Raw genomic sequence first — 13,979 nt, forward strand, 5'->3', positions numbered from 1 at the left:
AATGTCAGTAAGAAAATTAAAACCTATCACCCCAGGACAACGTTTTAGAATCGTTAATGATTTTTCGGTTTTAACACCAGGTGCTAAACCAGAGAAAACATTAATCGAAGGTAAATCTAAATCGGGTGGACGTAACCATTCTGGTAAAATGACCATGCGAAACATTGGTGGTGGTCACAAACAAAGATATCGTATAATCGACTTCAAACGCAATAAAGACGGAGAAGCAACTGTAGAGTCTATCCAGTATGACCCCAACAGAACAGCTTTCATCGCTTTATTAGTATACGCCGATGGTGAGAAGCGATATGTGATTGCACAAAATGGACTAAAAGCTGGGCAAACTATCCATTCAGGAGATTCAGTAGAGCCAGAAGTGGGGAACACAATGAAGCTAAAGAACATTCCTTTAGGAACCGTAATATCATGCATAGAATTACGTCCAGGACAAGGAGCAGTTATGGCAAGAAGTGCAGGGACTTATGCGCAATTAGTTGCGCGTGATGGTAAATATGCCATCGTTAAGTTACCAAGTGGAGAGATTCGTATGATTTTGGTAGAATGTCGTGCAACGATCGGAGTTGTATCAAACTCAGATCACCAGTTAGAAGTATCAGGTAAAGCGGGGCGTTCGCGTTGGAAAGGACGTCGTTCTAGAACGAGAGCAATGGTAATGAACCCTGTGGATCACCCAATGGGAGGTGGTGAAGGTAGAGCTACCGGAGGTATTCCACGTTCAAGAAACGGTATTCCTGCAAAAGGATACAAGACTCGTGATAAGAAGAAGTCGTCTAACAAGTATATTATTGAAAGAAGAAAAAAATAATTTATGGCACGTTCATTAAAAAAAGGACCATTCATCCACTATAAATTAGAAAGAAAAGTATTGGCCAACGTAGAGTCAGGAAGTAAAAATGTGATCAAAACTTGGTCAAGAGCTTCGATGATTTCTCCAGATTTTGTGGGTCAAACATTTGCAGTACACAATGGAAAACAATTTATTCCTGTTTATGTAACAGAGAATATGGTTGGTCATAAATTAGGTGAGTTCGCTCCAACACGTACTTTTAGAGGTCATGCCGGAGCTAAAAACAAAGGAAAAAAATAGTAGAAGGCCATGGGATCTAGAAAAAGATTAAGTAATCAAACAATCAAAGAAGCGAACAAAAAAATCGCTTTTGCGAAATTAAATAATGTACCAACTTCTCCAAGAAAAATGCGATTAGTTGCAGATATTATTAGAGGAGAAGAAATTCAGAAAGCTTTAGGTATCCTTAAATACTCTAAACAGCATGCATCTATTTCATTAGAGAAATTATTGTTGAGTGCAATTGCCAACTGGCAAGTGAAAAACGAAGGGTCAGACGTTGAAGATGCTGGTTTATATGTGAAAACGATTACAGTAGACAGCGCTCGTCAATTAAAACGAATTCGTACTGCACCACAAGGTAGAGCACATAGAATAAGAAAACGTTCTAACCACGTTACTATTGTATTAGGAACTAAAGAAGATAAACAAAAAGTAGAAGATCAATAAATATGGGACAAAAAACTAATCCAATCGGAAATCGTTTAGGAATCATCAGAGGATGGGATTCTAACTGGTACGGTGGAAATGATTATGGTGATAGAATTGCAGAAGATGCAAAAGTACGTAAGTACTTACGTGCTCGTTTATCAAAAGCCGGAGTTTCTCGTATCTATATCGATCGTACTTTTAAGTTGGTTACAGTGACGGTAACAACAGCTCGTCCAGGTATCATTATTGGTAAAGGAGGACAAGAGGTTGATAAATTAAAAGAAGAGTTGAAGAAAATCACCGGTAAAGAGGTGCAAATCAATATCTTCGAAATCAAAAGACCAGAACTGGATGCAATCTTAGTAGGTGACAGCATAGCAAGACAAATCGAAAATCGTATTTCTTACCGGCGAGCAATCAAGATGGCAATGACATCAGCAATGCGCATGAACGCAGAAGGAATCAAAATTCAGATTTCTGGGCGTTTAAACGGAGCTGAGATGGCACGTTCTGAAACGTATAAAGAAGGACGTATTCCATTATCAACTTTCCGTGCTGATATCGATTATCATATTTCAGAAGCACATACAACATACGGTCGTTTAGGGATCAAGGTGTGGATTATGAAAGGTGAAGTATACGGTAAACGTGAGCTTTCTCCACTTGTAGGACTACAAAAGAAACAAAACAAACGTTCTGGCGGAGCACACAGAGGTGAACGTTCTAATAGAGGAAAACGTTAATTAGTTGAACAACTAAAAAATTAGTAGATTATGTTATCACCGAGAAGAGTAAAATATAGAAAAACCCAAAAAGGTAAGATGAAAGGTAACTCGCAAAGAGGAGCTGAGTTGGCTTACGGAACTTTTGGGATCAAAACTTTAGACGAAGCATTCATTACTGCTCGTCAGATAGAAGCGGCTCGTATTGCTGCTACACGTTACATGAAACGTGAAGGACAATTATGGATCAAAATTTTCCCAGATAAACCAATAACCAAGAAACCTGCAGAGGTACGTATGGGTAAAGGAAAAGGTGCACCTGAATATTGGGTAGCTCCTGTAAAACCAGGACGTATCATGTTCGAGGTAGGAGGTGTTCCATTGGATGTAGCAAAAGAAGCTTTACGCTTAGCTGCACAAAAATTACCTGTGAAAACGAAGTTTATTGTAGCAAGAGATTACTCAATCTAATAATTTTTAAAATTGAACAGAATGAAAACAGAAGAGATTAGAAATCTTAGTATTGAGGATTTAAAAGCTAAAATTGCCGAAGAGCAAAAAGCACTAGAACAATTGGAAATGACCCACGCAATTTCACCAATTGCTAACCCAATTGAAATTAGAAATGCACGTAAACTCGTTGCACGTCTAAAAACAATTTTGACTGAAAAACAAAAACAACAGTAATCACAAAATTTGTATCTGATGGAAAGAAAATTAAGAAAAGAAAGAATTGGTTTAGTAACATCAAACAAAATGGATAAAACTGTTGTGGTGTCTGAAACCAAGAAACAAAAACACCCTTTCTACGGAAAGTTCGTTTTGAAAACCAAAAAATATACAGCGCACGACGAAACAAACGACTGTAACGAAGGTGACACTGTGCGCATCATGGAGACTCGTCCATTGTCTAAAAACAAACGATGGAGAGTAGTAGAAATAATCGAAAGAGCTAAATAAGAAAATAAGTTATGTTACAACAAGAATCAAGATTAAAAGTTGCAGATAACACAGGAGCTCGTGAGGCGTTAGTCATTCGCGTATTAGGCGGAACCAAAAGACGCTATGCATCAGTTGGTGACAAAATCGTTGTAGCGATTAAAGAAGCCACCCCAAACGGAAACGTTAAGAAAGGTGCTGTATCTAAAGCTGTTGTAGTTAGAACGAAGAAAGAAGTTCGTAGAAAAGACGGTTCATACATCCGTTTCGATGATAACGCTTGTGTATTGCTTAACACACAAGGTGAAATGCGCGGAACCCGTGTATTTGGTCCTGTAGCACGTGAATTACGTGATAAAGAATATATGAAAATTGTATCATTAGCCCCTGAGGTATTATAAATAATCATTCAACATGGCAAAGTTAAAAATTAAAAAAGGAGACAACGTCGTTGTTTTATCAGGTTCTCATAAAGGGAAAACTGGTACAGTAGTGCGTGTATTCCCAGGCAAAGCAAAAGCAATTGTTGAAGGGGTGAACATCGCAAAAAAACGTGTAAAGCCAAGCGCACAAAATCCGCAAGGCGGAATAATCGAGAAAGAAGCTCCTTTATATATCTGTAAATTGGCTTTAGTTGATCCTGAAACTGGTAAAGCTACAAAAGTAGGTTACAAAGTAGAGGACGGAAAGAAAACAAGAATTTCTAAAAAAACAGGTAAAGCTATTTAATGATGAGTAAAACTTACAAACCGCGTCCGCAGGTTAAATATAAAGAAGAAATTGTAGGAGCTCTTAAAGAAGAGTTCGGATACAAATCGATCATGGAAGTTCCGAAATTAGAGAAAATTGTATTATCACAAGGTTTAGGTGCTGCAACTGCAGATAAAAAAATTGTTGATTATGCAATCGAAGAATTAGAACTTATCACAGGTCAAAAAGCTGTAGGAACCATCTCGAAAAAAGATGAGGCCGCATTCAAATTACGTAAAGGAATGCCAATCGGAGCAAAAGTAACTTTACGTGGTGAGAAAATGTACGAATTCTTAGATCGTTTGGTAACAGCTGCTTTACCACGAGTACGTGATTTCCAAGGAATCAGCTCGAATGGTTTCGACGGTAGAGGAAACTATAACTTAGGGATAAAAGAACAAATCATTTTCCCTGAGATCAATATCGATAAAGTGAAAAAAATCCAAGGGATGGACATCACTTTTGTGACCTCTGCAAAAACTGATAAGGAAGCAAAAGCTTTATTAACTAAGTTTGGTTTACCATTTACGAAAGAAAAATAAGTTATGGCAAAAGAATCAATGAAAGCGCGTGAGCGCAAAAGAGCAAAATTAGTTGCTAAATATGCAGCAAAACGTGAAGCTTTATTAGCTGCTGGTGACTATGAAGGATTACAAAGAATTCCTAAAAACGCTTCGCCTGTACGTTTACACAACCGTTGTAAAATAACAGGTCGCCCTAAAGGATATATGAGAACATTTGGTATTTCTCGTGTTACATTCCGTGAAATGGCAAACGAAGGGTTAATCCCAGGAGTGAAAAAAGCATCTTGGTAATCTAATTACAAAGAGCAAGTTATAAAGAAAACCTTATGCTATGCGTAAGGTTTTTTTGTTTTGGTGAGGTTTATATATCTTTGATCAACTCCCTAAAATCTGCTATGTAATTTGGGTGAAGACAAAAGGCTGAATTGTTGTAAATCTTATAATTTAAACCTGCAACTTTTGCTGAATTAATTCCGGTGAGTGAATCTTCAATAACTAAAACTTCTTCCATTTGTTTTTCGGATAATGATAAAGCTTTTAAATAAGGTTCTGCATTTGGTTTGCCTTTCGAAACATCATCTGCTGAAATAGTGTGATCAAAATAAGAGTGAAGTTTTAATTGCTCAAAAGCATACTTGACTTGTCTTTTAGAGGAATTAGAAACAAGAATAATTTGAATTTGATTGGCTTTTAAATGTTCCAATACTTCAACAACATGTTCATTTAATCGTAATAACTGATGAAAGTTATCGATGTAAAATTTTTCTGTCCATTCGATTATTTCCGCGGACAAAGCGTTGGTGAAGCGTTGCTGATTTTCTAACATCAATTGGATTGCTTCATTTGTCGTGAAATTCATCCCATCATTTTCTACCAAACATTTCGTATCCAAATGATATAGTTTAACAACTTCATCAAACATCTGCTCCCACAATTGTAGACTATCTACGATTACTCCATCAAAATCAAAAAAGATGGCATTTATTTTCTTTCCCATGTGATGTTTTTATAAGATGCATCCCAAAACCGATATTCTAATTCGCTTGCTTTGACAAAAGCTTCTAACATTTGCTCTTTTATTTTTTCAGTTGCTCCATCTGCAATCTTATCAACATAAGTTTTTGCTTTTCTTACTCCTTCACCAAATTCATTTCCACTATAGGTGTCTATCCATTTTTGATATGGATTATTTTCTTTTGCTTGATTTTTGATGATTTCATCACCAACTTCTTTGTAAATCCAAAAGCAAGGCAAAACAGCTGCTAATGCAATTTCGATAGGTTCGAATGCAACAGTACTTTTTAAGAAATGTGAATAATGGTGACAAACAGGTTGTGTTTCGATGATGATGTTTGGCGATAATCCAAAATCCTCAAAATAGGATTCGTGCAAAGCACGTTCAACAATTAATGCGTTTTTTCCGAATTCGAAAAAGTCGATGGCTTGTTGATTGTCTTCAGATTTTGATCCAATGGCAGCTAATACTCGTCCAAAATGTTCCAAATATTTTGCATCTTGTAACATGTAAAACTGAAATTTCTCTATTGGTAATGAGCCATTTTGCAATTCGATTATAAAAGGCATATTTAGAATATCATTGTAAATAGGTTCGATGGTTTCCCATGCTTTAGTTGTGAATGTCATACGTTTTTAATTTTTGTGGATTAAATAAATGATTAAGAGGTCCATTTCCTTTCCCAATTGCTAGGTCTTTACTTCCTAATATTGCTTGTTCAACATATTCTTGTGCTAGTTGTACACTTTGTGTGAGTGAATATCCCAAAGCTAAATTACACGCAATTGCAGAAGATAGTGTGCAACCTGAACCATGCGTATTTTTTGTCTTTATTTTTTGAGAGGTATAACTTTGTACAGGTTGTTCTTTTTGAAATAAATAACTGATAATTTTTTCTTGCTGAAGATGTCCACCTTTTATTAAAAGATTCTGACAACCTAAATTTAAAATCGTTTCTCCATAAGCAAGCATCAATTCAGCAGAATCAATTTTATGATTTACCAAAATACTTGCTTCATCAAGATTTGGTGTAATAAGCGTAGCCAAAGGGAAAAGTTTTTCTATGCAAGCTTCAAGAGTTTCTTCTTTGATTAATCGATGTCCACTGGTCGCAACCATGACAGGGTCATAAACAATCGGTCTATTGTAATTTTTTAATTCCTCTGAAATGATATGAACCAATTCAACACTATGAACCATTCCAATTTTTATTGCATCAGGATAAATATCCTCTAATATGGATAGAATTTGTTCACGAATTGCTTGTGCAGGAATTTCGTAAATATTTTGTACGCCTTTTGTATTTTGAACAGGCAATGCCGTCAATACATTTGTAGCATAACATCCATGAGCAGAAATTGTTTTGGTATCAGCTTGTATGCCAGCGCCACCGCTTCCATCATATCCGGCAATTGTTAAGACGCTATAGGGTTTTTGCATGGTATTCATTATTGTTAATAATTTGTTTTAAAATTTGGGTCGATTTTTTTGGATTTTTACTTCCGCAAATGGCAGAAACAATTGCAACACTATCTGCGCCTGCTTGTATGATTTTAGCAATATTACTTTCATTAATCCCGCCAATTGCAATCAAAGGTTTTGATGTTTTAGTTTTTAAAAATTTTAATCCATCAAAACCCCATTCAGTAATCGTATTGGTTTTTGTTGGAGTCGAAAATATAGGACTTACCCCTAAATGATGTACATATTTCATTTCATCATCATCCAATTGTTTGATATTTTCTAAAGACCAACCAATGTGTTTTAGAGCTTGTGTATTTTTCTTAATTTTAGAAGGTGATATATCAGCCTGCCCGACATGTATTCCCCAAGAGTCAACAGCGGTAGCAACCTCTAACGAATCGTTAATAATCAACGGGATATTGTAGTGGTCCGTAATATTTTTTAATAATGTAGCTTTTGAAATGTACTCGCCGACACTGCAATTCTTTTCCCGGAGCTGAATGATGTCAACCCCACCAATAATTGCTTGCTCTGCAACATCTAACCAGTGAAGATACTTACAATCTTTTTCAGAAATAACTAAATACAAAGGATAAGGAAAAGTTGGATTAATCTTCATGAACCGATATTTTTAAGTTTGCTCGAATTTCTTTTGCAGATATATGGTATAACGTGTCATACAAATTCATTTGTAAGGTTCCAGGACCATAACTTTTTTTCTGTGCCAATTCACCTGCTAAACTAAATACAGCCATACCGCTAACCGTTTCGAGGAAAGGATTTTTATTAAGACCAATAAAAGCACCGATACTAGCTGTTGCCGAACAACCTAAACCAGTAACTTTCGTCATTAATTCATGACCATTTTTAATTTCAATAATCAGATTGTTGGATACAATAAAATCTGAAGCACCTGAAATGCACACAACAGACCCAAACTTTTGATTTAAATTGTGTGCTGCTTTTATCGCTTGATTACTTTGATGCGTACTGTCGACTCCTTTTCCCTGGACAGTTTCGAAGCTATCTAAAGCTAAAATTTCCGAAGCATTTCCTCTTACCACGGTAGGATGATAGCGTAACAGTTCTTTTATAAGTTCGTTTCTGAAGGTTGAGATTCCAGCTCCAACAGGATCCAATATCCAAGGCTTATTCAGTTGATTTGCTTTTTCTGCTGCAATTAGCATACTTTCTGTCCAATAATCATCAAGAGTTCCGATATTGATGACTAATGCATTTGAGATTTCGACAACATTTTCCACTTCTTTATGTGCATGCACCATAACAGGCGATGCGCCAATTGCCAAAAGAACATTTGCAGTATTGTTCATCACCACAAAATTGGTGATGTTGTGAACAAGCGGATTTTTTATCCGGACAGCATGTAAATTTTCAATGATTAGATTTTCCATTAATTGATAATTTTTTAGATAAAACAATTAATGGCTAAAGAGGATTTTCTTCGAAAATAAAGCGTTGCAAATATTAAATAATTGCATAGACATTGCTTTTCCCTACGTCGGTGTTAACCGTATCAGGTTCAAAGGGACTCTCTCAATTCTTTTCAGAATACCCCTAAAGCCAAACCAAATTTATATAAATTGTTTCGACATTCAACTTTTTTTAAGAATAAAAAGAAGATTACATCAAGAATTAATGTTGAGATTGATTATAATGTGTAAGAAAATATAAGATTTGTTTTTATGCTTCATTTTAATCCCTAATAATTAAAACGATTAATAATAAATTATTTGATGCACATTTTGTAGAATAAAAAAAAATAAATATCTTTGCAACCCAAATGCATAGAGCATTAAATAGTAAAGTTTAATCCTAAAAGTAGAGTTAGAAGGGCTAACTCTATACTATAGAATTATTTATGTACACAGATCCAATTTCAGATTTTCTTACCCGAGTAAGAAATGCAATGATGGCAGGGCACAAAGTTGTGGAGATTCCTGCGTCGAACTTGAAAAAAGAAATCACAAGAATTCTTTTTGAGCAAGGTTACATCTTGAATTATAAATTCGAGACTAATGAGAAGGGTCATCACTCAATCAAAATTGCATTGAAGTATGACAAATTAACTAAGCAACCAGCAATTAAAAAGCTTCAAAGAGCTTCGTCTCCTGGTTTGCGTCAGTATGCAGGAGCGAAGGAATTGCCTCGCGTTTTAAACGGTTTAGGTGTTGCCATTATATCAACCTCTCGTGGTGTGATGACAGACAAACAGGCACGTAGAGAAAACGTAGGTGGTGAAGTATTATGTTTTGTTTATTAATCTATTAACGCAGAAGAAATTATGTCTAGAATAGGAAACGCACAAATTACATTACCTTCATCAGCTAACGTAGAGTTTAAAGATAATGTTGTAACAGTGAAAAACGGTAACGTATCTTTGACTCAAGAGTTGAAAGAAGGATTTGATGTGAAAATAGAAGACGGAGTGTTGACGGTAGTTCGTCCGTCAGATTCGAAAGAAGATCGTTCGTTACACGGATTGTATCGAGCTCTTATTAACAATATGGTAGTAGGAGTAACGGAAGGTTTCAAAACTAGTTTAGAATTGGTTGGGGTTGGGTATAGAGCATCTAACCAAGGACAAAAATTAGATATGTCATTAGGATTTTCTCATAACATCATTATGGAGATGCCGGAAGAAGTGAAGGTAGAGACTGTAACTGAAAAAGGGAAAAACCCAATTGTAATTTTAAGCTCACACGACAAGCAATTATTAGGGATGATAGTAGCGAAAATCCGCTCTTTCCGTAAACCAGAGCCTTATAAAGGAAAAGGTATCAAATTTGTTGGTGAAATAGTAAGAAGAAAAGCAGGTAAATCTGCGTAAAAACTTGTAAAAAATGGCATTATCTAAAGTAGAAAAAAGACAAAAAATAAAAAGACGCGTACGTCGCAATATTTTTGGTACAGCTGAAAAACCACGTTTATCAGTTTACCGATCAAACAAAGAAATCTACGCACAAATTATTGATGATAACACAGGAACTACCTTGGTATCAGCATCATCACGTGAGAAAGGAATTGCGGCAGGAAATAAAACAGAAGTTTCTGCATCAGTAGGGAAAGCTTTGGCAGAGAAAGCAAAAGCAAAAGGAGTAGAAGCAGTTGTATTTGATCGCAATGGTTTCGTTTATCATGGTAGAATCAAAGCTTTAGCAGATGGAGCTAGAGAAGGTGGATTAAAATTCTAAAAAAGAAGAAAAGAAATTATGTTAGGATTCAATAACGTAGAAAGAGTAAAGCCAATAGGATTAGATCTTAAAGATCGCTTAGTTGGAGTACAACGTGTAACAAAAGTAACAAAAGGTGGACGTGCATTTGGTTTCTCGGCAATCGTTGTCGTAGGAGATATGAATGGAGTAGTAGGTTATGGTTTAGGTAAGTCTAAAGACGTAGCATCTGCTATTGCAAAAGCGATCGAAGATGCTAAGAAAAACTTAATCCGTATTCCATTACAAGGTGCAACAATTCCCCATGAGCAAGAAGCTCGTTACGGTGGGGCGCAAGTCTTCATCCGTCCGGCAGCTGAAGGTACCGGGGTAATTGCGGGTGGTACTGTACGTGCAGTGTTAGAATCTGCGGGGGTGCGTAATGTGTTATCAAAATCGAAAGGTTCGTCGAACCCACACAATGCGGTTAAAGCTACCTTTGTCGCTTTATTATCTTTGAGAAGTGCAGAAGAAGTAGCTCGTCAACGCGGAATTTCAGTTAGTCAAGTGTTCAACGGATAAAAAATAATTTCATGAGCAAAGTAAGAGTAAAACAAGTACGTAGTGCTATTAATCGTGAAAAATCTCAGAAAGCAACTTTAATAGCTTTGGGGTTAACCAAATTAAATCAAGTAGTTGAACATGACGCTACCCCTCAGATCGAAGGAATGATCCGTAAAGTTCAACATTTAGTAGAAGTAGAAAAGGCCTAAGCGCTTTTAATCTTTAAAAGAGTTAGAAAATGAATTTAAGTAATTTAAAACCAGCACCTGGTTCAACAAAAAATAAATTCCGTAAAGGTAGAGGAGAAGGTAGTGGAAACGGTCTTACTGCAGGACGCGGACACAAAGGAGCAAAATCGCGCTCTGGATACTCTAAAAAAATCGGTTTCGAAGGAGGACAAATGCCTTTACAAAGACGTTTACCAAAATTTGGTTTCAAAAATATAAACCGTGTAGAGTATCAAGGTATCAATCTAGATACAATCCAAGCACTTGTAGATGAAAAGAAAATTACCGATACCTTGAACAGGGAAGTAATGTTAGAATTAGGTTTGATACACAAAAACGATTTAGTGAAAATCTTAGGTCGTGGAGAGTTGACTGCCAAATTAAATATTACAGCAGATAAGTTTACAAAAACTGCCCAAGAAGCGATCGAAAAAGCTGGAGGTAAAGCAGAATTAATTAACGAGAAGTAAATATTTTTGGATGAAAGGTTTTATACAGACCCTACAAAATATTTGGAATATTAAAGAACTAAGGCAAAAGTTATTATTAACTTTTGCTTTGTTATTGGTATACAGATTCGGTTCTTATGTACCACTTCCAGGGGTTGATATCAATGAAGTGAATCGATTTATAGAGGATCAAGCACACAGTAAAACGGGTATCCTTGGATTGTTGAATTCTTTTACAGGAGGGTCTTTTAGTAGAGCCTCGATTCTCGCATTGGGAATCATGCCTTATATTTCTGCTTCCATCGTGGTGCAGTTAATGGGACTGGCAGTACCTTCCATACAAAAATTACAAAAAGAAGGAGAAAGTGGACGAAACAAAGTCAATCAGATAACTCGTTGGTTAACCATCGGGATTTGTTTGGTTCAAGCACCTGCTTATCTCACGTTGACAACATCACAAATCCTCCCGTATGATCCTTCTTCTGGGTATGCATTTTACTTATTGCCACCATCGAATTTTTGGTTCTGGTTTCCATCAATCATTATCTTGGTAACGGGTACAATATTTGCGATGTGGTTAGGTGAAAAAATAACCGATAAAGGAATAGGGAATGGTATATCTATTTTGATTATGGTAGGGATTTTAGCAGATTTACCAAGAGCATTAATGAATTCTTTCGAAACAGATACCTCTGGCGGAATGTTTTTCTTGCTAGAAATTCTTGGTCTAATTCTGGTAATAGCTTTTTGTATCATGATAGTTTCTGCCGTACGAAAAGTACCTGTACAATACGTACGACGAGCACAAACCGGTAGCAGTAGTTATATACGTTCTGTAACAGATTCTGTACGTTCGTATATCCCTCTAAAAGTGAATGCTGCAGGTGTAATGCCGATTATTTTTGCACAAGCCATTATGTTTTTACCAGGAACAATCGCTAGTTATTTTCTAGATGGTGACAGTAGAATTCAACAATTTTTTGTTAAGATGGCCGATCCATTTACATTTGAGTATAACTTAATTTTTGGATTGCTCATTATCGTTTTTACTTTTTTCTATACTGCGATTACTATACCAGTCAATCAAATGGCAGAAGACCTAAAACGAAACGGTGGAATTATACCAGGAATCAAGCCGGGTCGAGAAACAGCAAATTATTTAGACGATATTTTGTCAAAAATTACTTTACCTGGTGCTTTTTTGTTAACTTTGGTCGCTATTTTACCAGCACTAGTAAGATTGTTGGGCGTAGAACAGAGTTTAGCCATGTTTTTTGGAGGGACTTCTCTTCTGATTATGGTGAGTGTAATTCTTGATACGGTACAACAAATCAATACCTATTTATTGAATCAACATTATGATGGTATGATGGCATCTGGTAGAACATCAAGAAAATAAAGAAAGATGGCAAAACAAAAACATATCGAACAAGATGGTACGATAACAGAAGCTTTATCAAATGCAATGTTTCGTGTAGAGCTGGAAAATGGACACGTAGTAACTTGTAATATATCAGGGAAAATGCGTATGCACTACATCAAGTTGTTGCCTGGAGATAAAGTGAAAATAGAAATGTCTCCTTATGATTTGACAAAAGGACGTATTTCTTATCGATACTAATTTTAAATAGAATTTTAAAAATAAATAATAAATGACTGATAATAGAGTTAGTGGATAGCATTAACTCTATTGGACTATTAAAAAAATAAGAGTAATGAAAATTAGAGCATCTATCAAAAAGCGTAGCGCTGACTGTAAGATTGTACGTCGAAAAGGACGTTTGTATGTGATCAACAAAAAGAATCCGAAATTTAAACAAAGACAAGGTTAATTATTTAGATTATGGCAAGAATTTCAGGTGTAGATTTACCAAAAAACAAAAGAGGGGTAATCGGACTTACATACATTTACGGAGTTGGCAAAAGTACCGCTTCTAGAATTTTAGCAGAAAATAACATTTCTGAAGACAAGAAGGTTAGCGAATGGACAGATGATGAAATCAATGCAATTCGTAACTCGATTAACGAGGGCATCAAAGTAGAAGGAGAATTGAGATCAGAAGTTCAATTAAACATCAAACGTTTAATGGACATCGGATGTACAAGAGGAATTCGTCACAGATTAGGTTTACCATTAAGAGGACAGAGAACAAAAAACAATTCTCGTACTAGAAAGGGTAAAAAGAAAACAGTTGCTAACAAGAAAAAAGCCACTAAATAATAAATAGGATCATGGCAAAAAATACAAAAGTAGTTAAGAAAAGAAAGGTCGTAGTAGAGGCTACGGGACAAGCTCATATTCAAGCATCGTTTAATAATGTTATTATAACTTTAACAAATAAAAACGGTGAAGTTATTTCTTGGTCATCTGCGGGTAAAATGGGTTTCCGTGGTTCTAAAAAGAATACTCCATATGCAGCACAAGTAGCAGCACAAGATGCAACTTCCACTGCATACGAAGCAGGGTTAAGAAGAGTGAAAGTTTTCGTTAAAGGACCAGGACAGGGTCGTGAGTCTGCTATTAGAACTATTCATAATGGTGGGATCGAGGTTTCAGAAATTGTGGATGTTACTCCATTACCACACAACGGATGTCGTCCACCGAAAAAACGTAGAGTATAATAGTTATTAATTAG

27 protein-coding genes and 1 riboswitch are annotated in these 13,979 nt (G+C 35.9%); of the genes, 22 read left to right on the forward strand and 5 right to left on the reverse strand.

Going from position 1 to position 13,979, the window contains the following annotated elements:
- Position 1 precedes the first annotated feature (1 nt).
- Genes rplB through rpsN form a run of 11 tightly spaced genes read left to right on the forward strand, consistent with a single transcriptional unit; the run spans position 2 to position 4,745 of the window.
- Positions 2-826 (forward strand): 50S ribosomal protein L2, encoded by an 825-nt coding sequence (rplB, locus tag WEEVI_RS07085; protein ID WP_013598466.1) that lies wholly within the window; start codon positions 2-4, stop codon positions 824-826.
- 3 nt (positions 827-829) lie between these two features.
- The gene (gene rpsS, locus WEEVI_RS07090) at positions 830-1,108 is read left to right on the forward strand and encodes a 30S ribosomal protein S19 (protein WP_013598467.1); all 279 of its coding nucleotides are present in this window, start codon (positions 830-832) and stop codon (positions 1,106-1,108) included.
- A 9-nt stretch (positions 1,109-1,117) separates the two neighbouring features.
- Complete coding sequence (rplV, locus tag WEEVI_RS07095) at positions 1,118-1,537, forward strand: 50S ribosomal protein L22 (RefSeq protein WP_013598468.1); 420 nt, start codon at positions 1,118-1,120, stop codon at positions 1,535-1,537.
- A 2-nt stretch (positions 1,538-1,539) separates the two neighbouring features.
- The gene (gene rpsC, locus WEEVI_RS07100) at positions 1,540-2,262 is read left to right on the forward strand and encodes a 30S ribosomal protein S3 (protein WP_013598469.1); all 723 of its coding nucleotides are present in this window, start codon (positions 1,540-1,542) and stop codon (positions 2,260-2,262) included.
- Between the two features lie 30 nt (positions 2,263-2,292).
- Positions 2,293-2,712, forward strand: a complete 420-nt coding sequence (rplP, locus tag WEEVI_RS07105; RefSeq protein WP_013598470.1) for a 50S ribosomal protein L16 — start codon at positions 2,293-2,295, stop codon at positions 2,710-2,712.
- Between the two features lie 21 nt (positions 2,713-2,733).
- Entirely contained in the window at positions 2,734-2,928 is a 195-nt protein-coding gene (rpmC, locus tag WEEVI_RS07110) for a 50S ribosomal protein L29 (RefSeq protein ID WP_013598471.1), read from the forward strand.
- Between the two features lie 15 nt (positions 2,929-2,943).
- Complete coding sequence (gene rpsQ / locus WEEVI_RS07115; protein WP_041942308.1) at positions 2,944-3,201, forward strand: 30S ribosomal protein S17; 258 nt, start codon at positions 2,944-2,946, stop codon at positions 3,199-3,201.
- Positions 3,202-3,212: 11 nt separating this feature from the next.
- A complete protein-coding gene (gene rplN, locus WEEVI_RS07120; RefSeq protein ID WP_013598473.1) occupies positions 3,213-3,581 on the forward strand; it encodes a 50S ribosomal protein L14 in 369 nt (122 codons plus the stop codon).
- A 13-nt stretch (positions 3,582-3,594) separates the two neighbouring features.
- Positions 3,595-3,909 carry a 50S ribosomal protein L24 gene (gene rplX, locus WEEVI_RS07125; protein ID WP_013598474.1) on the forward strand — a complete coding sequence of 105 codons (315 nt, stop codon included), beginning with the start codon at positions 3,595-3,597 and terminating at the stop codon, positions 3,907-3,909.
- A 2-nt stretch (positions 3,910-3,911) separates the two neighbouring features.
- On the forward strand, positions 3,912-4,472 hold the full coding sequence (gene rplE, locus WEEVI_RS07130) for a 50S ribosomal protein L5 (protein ID WP_013598475.1): 561 nt from the start codon (positions 3,912-3,914) through the stop codon (positions 4,470-4,472).
- 3 nt (positions 4,473-4,475) lie between these two features.
- Positions 4,476-4,745: a 30S ribosomal protein S14 gene (gene rpsN / locus WEEVI_RS07135; protein ID WP_013598476.1), complete on the forward strand. Its 270-nt coding sequence runs from the start codon at positions 4,476-4,478 to the stop codon at positions 4,743-4,745.
- Positions 4,746-4,815: 70 nt separating this feature from the next.
- On the opposite strand, the gene WEEVI_RS07140 is transcribed toward rpsN, so the two are convergent.
- Genes WEEVI_RS07140 through thiM form a run of 5 tightly spaced genes read right to left on the reverse strand, consistent with a single transcriptional unit; the run spans position 4,816 to position 8,345 of the window.
- The gene (locus WEEVI_RS07140; protein WP_013598477.1) at positions 4,816-5,451 is read right to left on the reverse strand and encodes an HAD family hydrolase; all 636 of its coding nucleotides are present in this window, start codon (positions 5,449-5,451) and stop codon (positions 4,816-4,818) included.
- Positions 5,436-6,098 (reverse strand): thiaminase II, encoded by a 663-nt coding sequence (tenA, locus tag WEEVI_RS07145; RefSeq protein ID WP_013598478.1) that lies wholly within the window; start codon positions 6,096-6,098, stop codon positions 5,436-5,438. The genes WEEVI_RS07140 and tenA overlap by 16 nt, the downstream gene beginning before the upstream one ends.
- Positions 6,082-6,918, reverse strand: coding sequence for a bifunctional hydroxymethylpyrimidine kinase/phosphomethylpyrimidine kinase (gene thiD / locus WEEVI_RS07150; protein WP_013598479.1), 837 nt, complete (start codon positions 6,916-6,918; stop codon positions 6,082-6,084). The genes tenA and thiD overlap by 17 nt, the downstream gene beginning before the upstream one ends.
- Positions 6,893-7,552, reverse strand: a complete 660-nt coding sequence (thiE, locus tag WEEVI_RS07155) for a thiamine phosphate synthase (RefSeq protein ID WP_013598480.1) — start codon at positions 7,550-7,552, stop codon at positions 6,893-6,895. Before thiE ends, thiD begins: the two co-directional genes overlap by 26 nt.
- Positions 7,542-8,345, reverse strand: coding sequence for a hydroxyethylthiazole kinase (gene thiM, locus WEEVI_RS07160; protein WP_013598481.1), 804 nt, complete (start codon positions 8,343-8,345; stop codon positions 7,542-7,544). Before thiM ends, thiE begins: the two co-directional genes overlap by 11 nt.
- A gap of 82 nt (positions 8,346-8,427) precedes the next feature.
- A riboswitch (TPP riboswitch) is annotated at positions 8,428-8,520 on the reverse strand.
- Positions 8,521-8,812: 292 nt separating this feature from the next.
- On the opposite strand from thiM, the gene rpsH reads away from it, so the two are divergent.
- From rpsH to rpsK, 11 genes are all read left to right on the forward strand, one after another.
- Positions 8,813-9,214: a 30S ribosomal protein S8 gene (rpsH, locus tag WEEVI_RS07165; protein ID WP_013598482.1), complete on the forward strand. Its 402-nt coding sequence runs from the start codon at positions 8,813-8,815 to the stop codon at positions 9,212-9,214.
- 21 nt (positions 9,215-9,235) lie between these two features.
- On the forward strand, positions 9,236-9,781 hold the full coding sequence (gene rplF, locus WEEVI_RS07170; protein ID WP_013598483.1) for a 50S ribosomal protein L6: 546 nt from the start codon (positions 9,236-9,238) through the stop codon (positions 9,779-9,781).
- Positions 9,782-9,794: 13 nt separating this feature from the next.
- Positions 9,795-10,145: a 50S ribosomal protein L18 gene (rplR, locus tag WEEVI_RS07175; protein ID WP_013598484.1), complete on the forward strand. Its 351-nt coding sequence runs from the start codon at positions 9,795-9,797 to the stop codon at positions 10,143-10,145.
- 18 nt (positions 10,146-10,163) lie between these two features.
- Complete coding sequence (gene rpsE / locus WEEVI_RS07180) at positions 10,164-10,685, forward strand: 30S ribosomal protein S5 (RefSeq protein WP_013598485.1); 522 nt, start codon at positions 10,164-10,166, stop codon at positions 10,683-10,685.
- An 11-nt stretch (positions 10,686-10,696) separates the two neighbouring features.
- Complete coding sequence (rpmD, locus tag WEEVI_RS07185; protein WP_013598486.1) at positions 10,697-10,876, forward strand: 50S ribosomal protein L30; 180 nt, start codon at positions 10,697-10,699, stop codon at positions 10,874-10,876.
- Positions 10,877-10,905: 29 nt separating this feature from the next.
- On the forward strand, positions 10,906-11,364 hold the full coding sequence (gene rplO, locus WEEVI_RS07190; protein WP_013598487.1) for a 50S ribosomal protein L15: 459 nt from the start codon (positions 10,906-10,908) through the stop codon (positions 11,362-11,364).
- Between the two features lie 10 nt (positions 11,365-11,374).
- Positions 11,375-12,742 carry a preprotein translocase subunit SecY gene (gene secY / locus WEEVI_RS07195; RefSeq protein WP_013598488.1) on the forward strand — a complete coding sequence of 456 codons (1,368 nt, stop codon included), beginning with the start codon at positions 11,375-11,377 and terminating at the stop codon, positions 12,740-12,742.
- Between the two features lie 6 nt (positions 12,743-12,748).
- The gene (infA, locus tag WEEVI_RS07200) at positions 12,749-12,964 is read left to right on the forward strand and encodes a translation initiation factor IF-1 (RefSeq protein ID WP_013598489.1); all 216 of its coding nucleotides are present in this window, start codon (positions 12,749-12,751) and stop codon (positions 12,962-12,964) included.
- A 94-nt stretch (positions 12,965-13,058) separates the two neighbouring features.
- Positions 13,059-13,175, forward strand: a complete 117-nt coding sequence (gene ykgO / locus WEEVI_RS11165; RefSeq protein WP_013598490.1) for a type B 50S ribosomal protein L36 — start codon at positions 13,059-13,061, stop codon at positions 13,173-13,175.
- Positions 13,176-13,186: 11 nt separating this feature from the next.
- Positions 13,187-13,564: a 30S ribosomal protein S13 gene (gene rpsM, locus WEEVI_RS07205; RefSeq protein ID WP_013598491.1), complete on the forward strand. Its 378-nt coding sequence runs from the start codon at positions 13,187-13,189 to the stop codon at positions 13,562-13,564.
- Positions 13,565-13,575: 11 nt separating this feature from the next.
- Entirely contained in the window at positions 13,576-13,965 is a 390-nt protein-coding gene (gene rpsK, locus WEEVI_RS07210) for a 30S ribosomal protein S11 (protein WP_013598492.1), read from the forward strand.
- Positions 13,966-13,979: the final 14 nt, after the last annotated feature.

The sequence above is a fragment of the Weeksella virosa DSM 16922 genome (assembly GCF_000189415.1).
GTDB lineage: Bacteria > Bacteroidota > Bacteroidia > Flavobacteriales > Weeksellaceae > Weeksella > Weeksella virosa.

Coding starts and splice junctions, on each gene's coding strand:
- rplB (WP_013598466.1), top strand. CDS start 2: ATGTCAGTAAGAAAATTAAAACCTATCACCCCAGGACAACGTTTTAGA.
- rpsS (WP_013598467.1), top strand. CDS start 830: ATGGCACGTTCATTAAAAAAAGGACCATTCATCCACTATAAATTAGAA.
- rplV (WP_013598468.1), top strand. CDS start 1,118: ATGGGATCTAGAAAAAGATTAAGTAATCAAACAATCAAAGAAGCGAAC.
- rpsC (WP_013598469.1), top strand. CDS start 1,540: ATGGGACAAAAAACTAATCCAATCGGAAATCGTTTAGGAATCATCAGA.
- rplP (WP_013598470.1), top strand. CDS start 2,293: ATGTTATCACCGAGAAGAGTAAAATATAGAAAAACCCAAAAAGGTAAG.
- rpmC (WP_013598471.1), top strand. CDS start 2,734: ATGAAAACAGAAGAGATTAGAAATCTTAGTATTGAGGATTTAAAAGCT.
- rplN (WP_013598473.1), top strand. CDS start 3,213: ATGTTACAACAAGAATCAAGATTAAAAGTTGCAGATAACACAGGAGCT.
- rplX (WP_013598474.1), top strand. CDS start 3,595: ATGGCAAAGTTAAAAATTAAAAAAGGAGACAACGTCGTTGTTTTATCA.
- rplE (WP_013598475.1), top strand. CDS start 3,912: ATGAGTAAAACTTACAAACCGCGTCCGCAGGTTAAATATAAAGAAGAA.
- rpsN (WP_013598476.1), top strand. CDS start 4,476: ATGGCAAAAGAATCAATGAAAGCGCGTGAGCGCAAAAGAGCAAAATTA.
- WEEVI_RS07140 (WP_013598477.1), bottom strand. CDS start 5,451: ATGGGAAAGAAAATAAATGCCATCTTTTTTGATTTTGATGGAGTAATC.
- tenA (WP_013598478.1), bottom strand. CDS start 6,098: ATGACATTCACAACTAAAGCATGGGAAACCATCGAACCTATTTACAAT.
- thiD (WP_013598479.1), bottom strand. CDS start 6,918: ATGAATACCATGCAAAAACCCTATAGCGTCTTAACAATTGCCGGATAT.
- thiE (WP_013598480.1), bottom strand. CDS start 7,552: ATGAAGATTAATCCAACTTTTCCTTATCCTTTGTATTTAGTTATTTCT.
- thiM (WP_013598481.1), bottom strand. CDS start 8,345: ATGGAAAATCTAATCATTGAAAATTTACATGCTGTCCGGATAAAAAAT.
- rpsH (WP_013598482.1), top strand. CDS start 8,813: ATGTACACAGATCCAATTTCAGATTTTCTTACCCGAGTAAGAAATGCA.
- rplF (WP_013598483.1), top strand. CDS start 9,236: ATGTCTAGAATAGGAAACGCACAAATTACATTACCTTCATCAGCTAAC.
- rplR (WP_013598484.1), top strand. CDS start 9,795: ATGGCATTATCTAAAGTAGAAAAAAGACAAAAAATAAAAAGACGCGTA.
- rpsE (WP_013598485.1), top strand. CDS start 10,164: ATGTTAGGATTCAATAACGTAGAAAGAGTAAAGCCAATAGGATTAGAT.
- rpmD (WP_013598486.1), top strand. CDS start 10,697: ATGAGCAAAGTAAGAGTAAAACAAGTACGTAGTGCTATTAATCGTGAA.
- rplO (WP_013598487.1), top strand. CDS start 10,906: ATGAATTTAAGTAATTTAAAACCAGCACCTGGTTCAACAAAAAATAAA.
- secY (WP_013598488.1), top strand. CDS start 11,375: ATGAAAGGTTTTATACAGACCCTACAAAATATTTGGAATATTAAAGAA.
- infA (WP_013598489.1), top strand. CDS start 12,749: ATGGCAAAACAAAAACATATCGAACAAGATGGTACGATAACAGAAGCT.
- ykgO (WP_013598490.1), top strand. CDS start 13,059: ATGAAAATTAGAGCATCTATCAAAAAGCGTAGCGCTGACTGTAAGATT.
- rpsM (WP_013598491.1), top strand. CDS start 13,187: ATGGCAAGAATTTCAGGTGTAGATTTACCAAAAAACAAAAGAGGGGTA.
- rpsK (WP_013598492.1), top strand. CDS start 13,576: ATGGCAAAAAATACAAAAGTAGTTAAGAAAAGAAAGGTCGTAGTAGAG.